This is a genomic window from bacterium, assembly GCA_024224155.1.
GTDB lineage: Bacteria > Acidobacteriota > Thermoanaerobaculia > Multivoradales > JAHEKO01 > CALZIK01.
Genome location: JAAENP010000522.1, coordinates 1 through 11,772, shown reverse-complemented (window position 1 = coordinate 11,772; position 11,772 = coordinate 1). Strand labels below are relative to the sequence as shown.

At 63.2% G+C, this 11,772-nt stretch carries 7 protein-coding genes; 5 read left to right on the top strand and 2 right to left on the bottom strand.

What is annotated here, in order from left to right; translation table 11 throughout:
* The coding region (locus GY769_24740; GenBank protein ID MCP4205130.1) for a VWA domain-containing protein at positions 1–1,371 on the bottom strand (1,371 nt) is incomplete at its 3' end.
* A 161-nt stretch (positions 1,372–1,532) separates the two neighbouring features.
* On the opposite strand from GY769_24740, the gene GY769_24735 reads away from it, so the two are divergent.
* The 5 genes from GY769_24735 to GY769_24715 all read left to right on the top strand — a co-directional run bounded on the left by GY769_24735 (position 1,533) and on the right by GY769_24715 (position 11,535).
* Complete coding sequence (locus GY769_24735) at positions 1,533–2,858, top strand: tetratricopeptide repeat protein (protein MCP4205129.1); 1,326 nt, start codon at positions 1,533–1,535, stop codon at positions 2,856–2,858.
* 94 nt (positions 2,859–2,952) lie between these two features.
* Complete coding sequence (locus GY769_24730) at positions 2,953–5,181, top strand: CRTAC1 family protein (protein MCP4205128.1); 2,229 nt, start codon at positions 2,953–2,955, stop codon at positions 5,179–5,181.
* A gap of 27 nt (positions 5,182–5,208) precedes the next feature.
* Entirely contained in the window at positions 5,209–7,014 is a 1,806-nt protein-coding gene (locus tag GY769_24725; GenBank protein ID MCP4205127.1) for a CRTAC1 family protein, read from the top strand.
* 350 nt (positions 7,015–7,364) lie between these two features.
* A complete protein-coding gene (locus GY769_24720; protein ID MCP4205126.1) occupies positions 7,365–9,542 on the top strand; it encodes a hypothetical protein in 2,178 nt (725 codons plus the stop codon).
* 67 nt (positions 9,543–9,609) lie between these two features.
* Entirely contained in the window at positions 9,610–11,535 is a 1,926-nt protein-coding gene (locus tag GY769_24715) for a tetratricopeptide repeat protein (protein ID MCP4205125.1), read from the top strand.
* Between the two features lie 9 nt (positions 11,536–11,544).
* On the opposite strand, the gene GY769_24710 is transcribed toward GY769_24715, so the two are convergent.
* A partial coding sequence (locus tag GY769_24710; protein MCP4205124.1) for a hypothetical protein occupies positions 11,545–11,772 on the bottom strand: 228 nt, incomplete at its 5' end.

Sequence of the window (11,772 nt, the reverse complement as noted above, 5' to 3'; positions counted from 1 at the left end):
GCGCCCTTCCTTCTCGGGCTCTCCAAAGGCCAGGCGAACATTCAGCGGGTTCTCACGACTGTCGATCAGCAGAGAGGAGAGCGTGCGGTCGGCAACCTGGTCCGCGACCGGCTTGTCGACGTAGCCGCTGCGGTTACGCACCTTCAAGCCCTTGTGCTTAATCTTCACCTTGATGTCGTGGTAAGACCCGTCTCCACCGCCCGGCGACGCATAGCCCAGCGAATAGAACATCTCGAAGTCCCTGCCCACCTGATCCAAGGCTTCTCTGACATTGTTCGAGTTGATCAGGGCCGCTCCACCGGTGCGCTCGGCCATCTCGACCAGCGGCGCTTCGAGGTTGAAGTCGCGAGCCGTATTGAGAGCCGCCATCGAGGCGTTCGACACCGAAACGATGCCGGCGAAATCCGGCGTAAACCCTCCCGAGCCCAAGCTACCCCGTGAATCAAGGGTGTACATGGTCACCCTCTGAGCGTTGGCTTCGCGAGAAACGGTCTTGAAGAGCTCGACCTCGGAATCTCCGAAGCGGTCGAAGTTGAGCTCGGCGTCGCGCCCGAACAGATCTTTGTAGAGGACATAGAACTCTTCCCCGGGCGTGTTCTGGATTCCGTCGCTGACGTGCAGAATCGCTTTCCGTCCGGGCAGGCCTGCCAGGCTTCGAAGCGTGTGCTGCAGCGCCCGCGCCGAGCGCCGCACATCCTCGCGCGCAGAGTCCGCATACGACTTCATCGCCATCTCCGCGCTGAGCGGCTCGTCATCCCGGTGGGCCCGGAGCATTTCCTCGATAGTGCCGCGGCGAAGGTTCTCCTCGATATTTCCGCTCGCAACCGACTTGCCAACCTTGTCGAGGGCTCGAAGGATGGACTCACGCTCTCGGGTGAAAGCCTGCACCACCTCGAGCTTGCGATTGTGAGTGACGACCATGACTTTGTCGCCCTGAAAGGCGCGCTCTTCCAGAAACTCGCGGAGCTCCTTGAGCACGCGCTTGCGGTTGCCGGGACTGATGTTGAAGTTGTCGATGTAAACGACCAGGCTCAGTTGTTGATCGGCGGGAACCGGCTTGCGCACCTCGCTCGCCCTCTCCTCGGTGCCGGCTTCGCCCTGCAAGATCCGGCTCAGACGGTCCTCGCGCTCGACAGTGAAGAAGTTCGTGATCTCCACCGGCCGCCCGTCTTCAGTGATCTCGAAGTCCTCCTTGGTCAGGCCGAAAACATGCCGTCCCTGGGAGTCCGTCACGAACACCTCGACATTGACGATATTGACGTCGATTCGCTCACCGAATACGGCGGGATTGACGTCCCCACTGTCCTGGGCCAGCGCGTGCGAGCCGATGCACAAAAATAGAGCCAACTGAAGAATCAGAGCACGTTTCATCGAATCTTCCCGCCTTTCTGCCCGAGACGAGCAGCAAATCTCATGCCGATCCACGGCTCGACGCTTGGCGCTAGCTTATCCGAGCCACACTATCGAGTCGAATTGGCACGGGCGTCTGCCGGGCCGATGAGCGAACTTCGAGACGAAGTAAGATTCGGCCCGTGGAAGTACTCGCCGAAGGGACGGCACGAACCTGCTGGTTTGGGCTCTTGCTCGTCCTCGCCTGCTCTCCGGCGCCCTTCGGCCAAGACCAGCTCGAGGCCGTCCCCTACCCCTCCGTGGACCATATGGAACCCGCGGTCGCCGGTCAGCTCGAAGCGGCACGGGACTGGCTGGAGCGAACGCTCGCTGGCTCGGAGCCAACTGCGCCGGCGCTGGCCCAGGCCTTCGGGGAGACCGGCCGGCTCTACCACGCCTACAACCTCCTCGAGGCAGCCGCCCCGTGCTATCGAAACGCTCGCGGCCTCGATGCCAGCGACTTCAGCTGGGCTTACCTGCTCGGGTTTCTATATCAAACCAAGGGTAATTTCGAGGCCGCCGCTCACGAGCTCGAAGCCGCGCGCGAGCTCGAGCCGAACGACATCCCAACGCGCCTTCGACTCGGCGAACTCCAGTTCGCTGCAGGACGCAACCGGGAGGCGGCCGAAGTCTTCGCCAACATCCTGAAGGAAAGTCCCGCGAGCGCGTCGGCTCACTATGGTCTCGGCCGGTTGGCGCTCCGAGCGGGTGACCTCGACGCCGCCCTCCGCCATCTCGAAGAAGCCCTTCGGCTGCAGCCCCGAGCCAGCCAGCTCCACTTGCTTCTCGCCACCGCCTATCGCCGTGCCGATCGACCCGAGCTCGCCGAGCATCACCTCGAGCTCCAAGGGCACCTCCCCGTCATCTCTGCCGACCCATTGGTCGAGAAGCTGGCCGAAAGGGCCCTGAGCTCCTCCTTTCTCGTGGCCCGCGGCAACCTGGCGCTCCACGAAGGGCAACTTCGCATCGCGGTCGAGAACTTTCGTCGAGCAGTGGAGCTGACTCCGGAAGACCCCGCGGTTCGAGAGCTCCTGGCCGGTACTCTGGTGCTGACCGGGGAGCTGGGAGCTGCGCGTGCCGAGCTGGACACCGCGATAAGACTCGACCCGGAGAGCCCTTCCGCCCATTTCGCGCTTGGCCGACTCCTGGCCCAATCCGGCAAAGACCAAGACGCCCTGGTCCACTACCGGAAGGCCGCGGCCTTGGACCCGCTCCACCCGGATGCAGGCTTCAACGCCGCCAGTACGCTGCTTCGGCTCAAACGTTTCGAGGAAGCCCTGGAGGCTTACACGCAAGTACTGCGAGCGCGCCCGCACGATCGCGAGGCTCGCTCGCGCCGAGTCTCCCTCCTGCTATTCCTCGACCGTGCAGCAGATGCGGTCGAGGACCTTCGGCGTCTCGTCGAGGAGGACCCGGACAACGAGGTTTTCCGAAAACAACTCGCCGCCGCCCTCGAGAGCTCCCTCTAGCCGAGGGGCCATTCCGGAACATCCTGCCGCCCTTTCTCGGTTGCTCTGCGACACCTCAAAAACTTCGCTGATCGTGTAGTATTTTGGGTGGGTCGTGCCGACCACACACCACCACCCGCTTCCCACATGCCACATGAAGAACGCTCAGCTACTGCTATTCGCGATTTTCTTGCTGGCGCCCGCATCGAGCCCGATCAGCGCGAATGACCAGGCAAGGGCAGAGTTTCAGGCAGTTTGCAGCAGCCTACGAAACGGTTATGAGCCCTATTACGGACGAGCGAGCCTCGAGCAGTTCAAGAGCCGGCTCGCGGCGCCTTCGTCGAGGTCCCGACCGGAGGCCAGTTTGCGTCAGCAACTCGCACGCGAATTGCTGGAGCAGGGCAATCCCACCGAGGCGATCAAAGTAATCAACGATGCCCTGAATCTGCTGAAAGGGCAGGGACCGAGCCTCGAGATTCGTGAGCGGCTGATCGCCACTCTCGCACTGGCCCACGTCCAGGCGGCCGAGGACGTAAATTGTCTGCAGCACCACACCGCCGCAAGCTGCCTACTGCCGATTTCGCGTGATGGGCTCCATCCCAAACCGGAGCACGCCAAGAGGGCCGCCGAGCTCTATCTCCAGCATCTCGAGCTCCAGCCGGACAACGTGATCAGCGCCTGGCTTCTCAATCTGATGCAAATGGTCTCCGGCGACCACCCCGACGGCGTTCCGCCTCGGTATCGCTTGCCCGAGGATGCTTTCGAGTCCGGTGGGCCGCTCGAGCCTTGGCCCGAGCGCGGCGTCGACCTCGGCATCAATGCCGTCGACCTCGCCGGCGGCGCGATCATGGACGACTTCGACGGCGACGGCTTGCTCGACTTGATCTCCTCGACCTCGGATCACTGTGACCACGTCAAGGCGTTCCGCAACGATGGACGCGGCGGCTTCGAAGACGTCAGCGAGCGCTGGGGTCTCGACTCACAGCTGGGAGGACTCAATCTGGTTCACGCCGACTTCGACAACGACGGGCGCCTTGACCTGCTGATCCTCCGTGGCGCGTGGCTCTTCGGCCACGGCCGCATCCGCAACTCTCTCCTGCGCAACGAGCCGGGGCCGAACGGCGTCCGATTCGTGGATGTGACCCACCGGGCGGGCCTGGCATCCCCGGCCCTGCCCACCCAGACCGCCGGGTGGGCGGACTACGACGGGGACGGCGACCTCGACCTGTACGTCGGCAGCGAGACGCTGCCGGATGACGATTTCTCCTCCTTGCTCTACCGCAACAACGGTGACGGCACCTTCTCGAATGTCACCCGGGTCGCCGGAGTCGCCAACATGCGTTACGCCAAGGCGGTGACGTGGGGAGACTACGACAACGACGGCGATCCCGATCTGTACGTTTCCAACATCGGCGCGAACCGCCTCTACCGCAACAACGGCGACGGAAGCTTCGATGACGTGGCAGCAGCTCTAGGCGTGACTCGTCCAGAGTTGCGCAGCTTCGCAAGCTGGTTTTTTGACTTCGACAACGACGCTGATCTCGACCTCTTCGTCGCCGACTACCAAGCGCAGGCCGCTACCGCGGTGGCGGCCATGTTTGGCCTGCCCGCCGGAAGCGATCACGCTCGCCTCTACCGCAACGACGGCGCTCGCTTCACCGAGGTGTCGAAAGAGATGCACCTTGACTTGCCGACTTTGCCCATGGGAGCCAACTACGGCGATCTCGACAACGACGGCTGGCTCGACATCTATCTGGGCACCGGCGACCCGGAGTTCGAGACCTTGCTCCCCAACAAGATGTATCGCAACGATGGCGGTCGCGCATTCCTGGATGTAACCAGCGTAGGCCGTTTCGGCCATCTCCAGAAAGGACATGGAGTGGCCTTTGGCGACCTCGACAACGACGGCGACCAGGATCTCTTTCACCAACTGGGGGGCTTCTACCCTGGCGATCAGTACGGCAACGCGCTTTTCGAGAACCCCGGCTCGAAAAACCGGTGGATAACCTTGCGCCTGGTCGGGAAGCGTGCCAATCGATTTGCAGCAGGCGCTCGCATCGAGATCCGAGTGATCGAGAACGAAAACCAGCGCTCGATCTACGCCACCGCGGGCAGCGGCGGGACGTTCGGCGGCTCCAGCTATCAGCAGGAGATCGGGCTGGGAGAAGCGACCGAGATAGCCGAGATCGTAATCTCGTGGCCCGGAAGTGGCACCGTACAGCGATTCACCAACGTGGCGCCCAATCGCGCCTATCGAGCGGTCGAAGGCTCCGCAGAGCTCGAAGTCATCGAGTTGCCTCTGATCGAATGGCCCTCCCGACGACCCATGGTCGGCCGGCACTAGCGATCCGGCACTGCAAATCTCCCGACGATGAAGCACGCCTGGAGTGGAGTCTGCACCTCGCTGCTGCTCGTGGCCGGATGCGAGAGTCCAGAACGCGAGTCGCCGGCCGTGGGCGAGTTCCGCGAAGCCGCAATCTTCGTGGAGCAAGCCGCCGAGACCGGTCTCGACTTCGTTCACTTCAACGGCATGACCGGAGAGCATTTCTTCAACGAAATGATGGGCGGCGGCGCGGCGTTGTTCGATTACGACAACGACGGAGACCTTGATCTCTACCTGGTTCAAGGCCATCTGCTCGGTTCCGACAAGACCCTGAAGGACGCCTCATTTCAGCCAGAGCATCCCCTGCCGCTGACCGATCGCCTCTATCGCAACGACCTCGCGCTCGATAGCGATGAAACGCCAGTGCTCAGATTCACCGACGTGACCGCCAGAAGCTCGATCGAGTCCTACGGCTACGGCATGGGGGTCGCGGCCGCAGACTACGACAACGACGGCTGGACCGACCTGTACGTCACCAATTACGGCGGCAATCAGCTGCTTCGCAACAACGGCGACGGCACCTTCAGCGACCTGACCGAAACCTCGCGGACCGACGATTCCCGCTGGTCGGTGCCCGCCGTGTTCTTTGACTATGACCGCGATTCCTGGCTGGATCTCTATGTTGGCAACTACGTCGAGTTCAGTCTGGCCAGCGCCAGAACTTGCCGCTCGGAGACCGGCAGCCAAGTCTATTGCAGCCCGCTGGCCTACCGCCCTCAGGCGGACCGACTCCTTCACAACCGCGGGGCCTCGGCAAGCGGCATGGTTAGATTCGAGGACGTCTCCCGCCTGATCGACCCGGAAACGGAGATCGGTGCGACCCTGGGAGTCGCCGCAGCAGACTTCAACACGGACAGTCTGCCGGACCTGTATGTCGCCAACGATGGCTTGCCCAATCACCTCTGGATCAATCAGGGACAGAAACGGGGAGAAACCACGTTTCGGAACGAAGCGGTCCTCGCCGGCGCGGCGGTCAACGAAAGAGGCGAAGCCGAGGCCAGCATGGGCCTCGACGTCGCCGACTTTGACGGCGACGGCGACGAGGATCTTCTGGTCACGCATCTGAGTCGTGAAACCAATACGGTGTACGTCAACAACGGAGAGGGTCTGTTCGAGGACGCCTCCTTCACGAGCGGCCTGGGAGAGGCGAGTTGGGAGTTCACCGGGTTCGGCACGTCCTGGATGGACTATGACAATGACGGCTGGCTCGACATCTTCGTCGCCAACGGCGCGGTGGTCGATCTCGAGCATCAGGTTCGGGTCGGCGATCCCTACCCGCTGCATCAGACCAATCAGTTGTTTCGCAATCTCGGCCAGGGTCGATTCGAGGAGGTCACCGATCACGCCGGAGCCGCGTTCGACCTTTCAGAGGTCAGCCGCGGCGCCGCTTTCGGTGACATCGACAACGACGGTGATATCGACATTGTCGTCGCGAACAACAACGGTCCGGTCCGGCTGCTGATCAACCAGATCGGGTCTGACGCGAGCTGGATCGGCCTGCGGCTCCTCGGCGGCGCGCGACCACGGGACATGCTCGGCGCCCGTGCCAAAATCTCGCCTTCTCGGAAACCACCCCTATGGCGTCGGGCCCGAAGTGAAGGAAGCTATGCGTCGGCAAGGGATCCGAGAATCCTGGCCGGGCTCGGCGGAGAGACGGAAGCCGAGAAGGTACAGATCTACTGGCCGGACGGCCGCATCTCGGTGCGGCATTCGCTGCCGGCCAATCGGCACTACATCCTCCGCCAGCGGGAGGACTCAGGGCACCGTGGTGCTAACGTCCGTCGAGGAGGTTGACGATGAAGCGACGAGATTCCGTCCGACGGCCCGGGTCCCGTATCTGCACAGCTGTCCTCCTGGGCGCTCTCTGCGCAGCGCTTCTCGCAACCGAGCCGAAAACCTTGCGGGCGGCGGATGAAAGCGCTCCCGCGACCGCGGCGAAGCCCGCGGTCTACGGCGTAGCACCTTGGTACGAGTTGATCGAGCCGTCCCGCCTCAAGTCGAATCCGCAGCAATTGCTGGGCAAGGCGTGGGGTTCCAACTTCGTCTATACCCGGTGTCGTGGCGTTTGGGGGACGTCAACGAGCCACATGAGGCAGCTCTAAGAGTAGCTGGGTGCCACCTCGGCTCGGCAGGAGACCCGGCTGGTGAGCTTCAGCCTCGATCCGGAGCACGACACTCCCGACACTCTGCGCCGTTTCGGCCAGAGACTCGGCGCCGATCCGCTTCACTGGTATTTCCTGACCGGTTCCGCAACCGACGTTCGAGAGCTGCTTGTGGACGGCTTCAACCTGCCGCTCGGAGACGACTGGGATTTCTCGGGTCCCGGGCAAGAGGCGATTCTGATCGATCGGCTCGGCGCACCGGCCCGAAGGATGTTCCTGATCGACCGGCTCGGCCGCATCCGTGGCTCGTACGACGCCGCCGAAGCCGACAGCTTCGGCAGACTGCGCAGCGATCTGACCTGGGTTCTCTCCGAGATCAAGCCTCTGCCGGTGCCCGAGACCATCATGACCCCGTCTTGGCTGGCGGATCGCCGGCGCGCGCAGCTAAGCGACGCGGCCGGCTACCGGGTGCTCCACGACTTCAGCTTGCAGAACCGGCTCGAGGAGACCGGCATCAGCTTCGTCAACCAGGTCACCGAGGACTCGGCGAAGCAGTACAAAACCAATCACTACGACCACGGCAACGGGGTCGCCGCCGCCGATGTCGATGCCGACGGCTTCATGGACCTCTACTTCACGTCGCAGATCGGCACCAACGAGCTATGGCGCAATCTCGGTGAGGGCCGATTCGAGAACATCACTGAGGTCGCCGGAGTCGGTCTCGCCAACCGAATCAGTGTCGCCGCGTCCTTCGGCGACGTCGACAACGACGGAGATCCCGACCTCTTCGTCACTTCGGTTCGAGGCGGCAATGCGCTGCTCGTCAACGACGGAGCGGGGCGGTTCAAGAACACCACCGAACAGGCCGGACTGGCATCGCGCTTCCATTCTTCGGGCAGCGTCTTCTTCGACTACGACCGAGACGGCCTACTCGACCTGTTCGTGACCAACGTCGGGCGTTACACGACAGATGAAGTGGGCCCGAGTGGTTATTACATCGGCTACCTCATTGCATTCGACGGCCACCTCAAGCCGGAGCGGGCCGAGCGCAGCATCCTTTACCGCAATCTCGGCGGCGGTCGCTTCGAGGACGTCTCGGAGCAAACCCGCCTGGTCGAGAAAGGCTGGAACGGCGATGCCGCGCCTCTGGATCTCAATCAGGACGGCTGGACTGATCTCTACATCACCGACATGCAGGGGCACGACGAGTACTACGAGAACGTCGGTGGGCAGCGGTTCACAGACAAGAGCCGAGAGGTGTTTCCGGCGACACCCTACGGCACCATGGGCATCCAGGTATTCGACTTCGATCGCGACGGCCGAATGGACGTCTACCTGACCGACATGCACACCGACATGGTGCGCAAGTTCGCCCCCGAAGAAGAGAAGAGCAAGCTTCCGCAAGACGAAATGCCGGCACTCCAGATTCTGGGAAGCGACGGCAACCACGTGCGCGGCAACGCCTTCTTTCGCAATATCGGGGATGGCCGCTTCGAAGAGATCTCCAATCGTATAAACGCGGAGAACTACTGGCCGTGGGGACTGAGCAGCGGCGACCTCAACGCCGACGGTTTCGAGGACGTCTTCATCGCCGCCAGCATGAATTACGGCTGGCGCTACGGCGTCAACTCGATCCTGCTCAACGAGGCGGGCGAGCGTTTTCGAGATAGTGAGTTCATTCTCGGCGCCGAGCCGCGAAGAGGCGGCATCAACGCCAAACCCTGGTTCGATCTCGACTGCTCCGAAGGCGATCGCGACCACTTCCTGTGCAAAGACCGCGAGGGGAAACACGAAGTCTGGGGGGCCCTCGGCAGCCGCTCCTCGCTGATCTTCGATCTCGAAGGCGACGGCGATCTCGATATCGTCACCAACGACTCTGGCTCCGAGCCCATGGTCCTCATGAGCGATCTCTCCGATCGCCATCCGATCCGATACCTCAAGGTGGCTCTGGTCGGCGGTCCTTCTAACCGGGACGGACTCGGCTCGACCGTGACCGTCCGAACCGGAGACACCAGCTACTCCAACGTGTACACCGGTAACTCCGGCTACCTCTCACACAGTCTGCTGCCGCTTTACTTCGGGCTCGGTGACGCCGACAAAGTCGACGCGATCGAGATCCTCTGGCCGTCCGGCGCGCGCCAGACCGTGCCCGGCCCCATCGCTTCGAATCAGCTCTTGACGATCACGGAAGAGCAGTCCAGGGAGCCTCAGCAACGATAGGCGCTTTCGCGACACCGCGCTCCGCTCAAGTAACATTCACAACATGTCTTGGTGGGACGGCAGGCCCATGAGGTGGGTTTCGGTTGTTGCTCTCGGCTGTCTCGTGCTGATCGCCAGCTTCGAGCCTCAGGCCGAGTCCAGTGCCGCCCGGAACGAAGCGGCTCAGAAAGCCGGTTCCAGCGGCATGCCCGGCATCTCGGCTACCTCGGGTGCGGCGGCGGGATACGTCGAGGACAAGATCTGTGCGACCTGCCACCGCGAACTGTTCGAAAGCTACAAGAGCGTTGGCATGTCGCGGGCCTTTTACCGGCCGCGAGTCGACCGCATGATCGAAGACTTCGACAACAACCGCCTCTTTCACGAACCCTCGCAGCGTCACTACGAGATGACCTACGAGGACGGCCGGCTGGTCTTCAAGCGCTATCAGCTCGATGGCGAAGGCCGGCAGATCCATGTCCTCGAACAAGAGATCGACTGGATTCTGGGCTCGGGATCGCGGGCTCGCAGCTACGTCTACCGGACCGATGCCGGAGAGCTCTTCCTGGCCCCGATCTCCTGGTACAGCCAACCGGGTAGCTGGCAGATGGCGCCCGGTTACGATAAACCCGACCACAAGGGCTTCTCGCGGGCGGTTTCTCGCGACTGCATGTTCTGCCACAACTCCTTCCCCGACGTCCCCGAGGCCAGCGACCTGCACGGCGAGCCGCCGCTCTTTCCGGCCGAGCTCCCCGAAGGCCTCGGCTGCCAGCGCTGTCACGGCCCGGGAGCGGAACACACCGAACTGGCCTTCGACGTCGCACCGGTCGAGGCCGTGGCCGCCGCCATCCTCAACCCGGCGCGGCTCGAGCCCAAGCTGCGCGACGACGTCTGCATGCAGTGTCACTTGCAGGCCTCGGTGGCGATCAGTCCGATTCGCAGGTTCGATCGGCCCGACTATTCGTTTCGCCCCGGTGAATCGCTGTCCGACTACCTGGTGCATCTCGATCCGGTGGAAGAGCGGCCGGCTTCAAGACGATTCGAGATCAACCATCACCCCTACCGCTTGCGCCAGAGCCGCTGCTATGTCGAGAGCAAAGGGAAGCTGAGCTGTCTCAACTGCCACGACCCGCATCGCAAGGTCCCGCCCGAAGAGGCACAGGCTCACTATCGCGCCGCGTGCCTGGAATGCCATGAGATCGACGCTTGTGGCCTCGAGCCGAAAAACGCGCACGGCGAGGATCCGTCCAACTGCATCACCTGTCACATGCAACCGCGACGGACCCAGGACGTGGTGCACGCCGTCATGACCGATCACCTGATCCGCCGGAAGCCCGACTCCGAACAGAACCGCCTGCGCCCGATCCCGGAGACCAACCCCAACCTGCGCGAGGTGCAACTGCTGGAGCCCCGCAGCGGCCTGAGCACGCGCGAGGAGAAGATCTACCAGGCGGTAGCCATGGTGCGCGCGGGCAGCGATTCCGGGGTCGATCGGCTGAGCGAGGCCCTCGAGGCAGCCAGGTCCAAGGACCTGATCCCACACCTCGATCTGGTTACCGGCCTGCTTCGGCAGGGGCGATTTCAGGATGGTGTCAGGACCCTCACTAAACTGCTCGAGACCGCACCCGACAACGCGACGGTCCACCTGCACCTGGGCGTGGCGCTCTCCCGGCTGGGCAAGGGAGATCGGGCTCTGCGCCACTTCGAGCGCGGGCTCGAGATCGCCCCCGAACGCGCGGAGGTGCGCTACAACCTCGGAAAACACCTGGCGGTGGCGGGCCAGAGCGAAGCGGCCGTCGCCCACTTGCAAGCGGCCATTCAGCTTCGCCCCAATCTGGCGGCCGCCTGGTTCGATCTCGGCACCCTCTACGCCAATCTGGGACAAATCGGCAAAGCCGCCGAGCATTTCCGCCGGACGCTCGTCCTGGACCCCGGGCACGAAAAGGCGTCGAGCTATCTCGACCGGGTCCTCGCTCTGAGCCAGGCTCGAGGCCAGCACGCCACTCCAGGCTCTTGAGCGGCCGATTCAGCGGATCCGAGCGGGATGGCCCTGCCGGTAGCGCTCGAGGTTGTGTCTGAGCCGGGCTGTCAACGCCGAATCCTGCTGTCTTTCGGCTTCGGCCAGGAGATTGATCTGCCAATCGATAGCCTCCTCGAAGCGCTCCAGCTCGGCCAGCGCCATGGCCACGGTCTCGCCGTGTTCGAGTGATCCCGAGCCCTTATACAGCTCGAGCGCGATCTGGAGTGCGCGCAT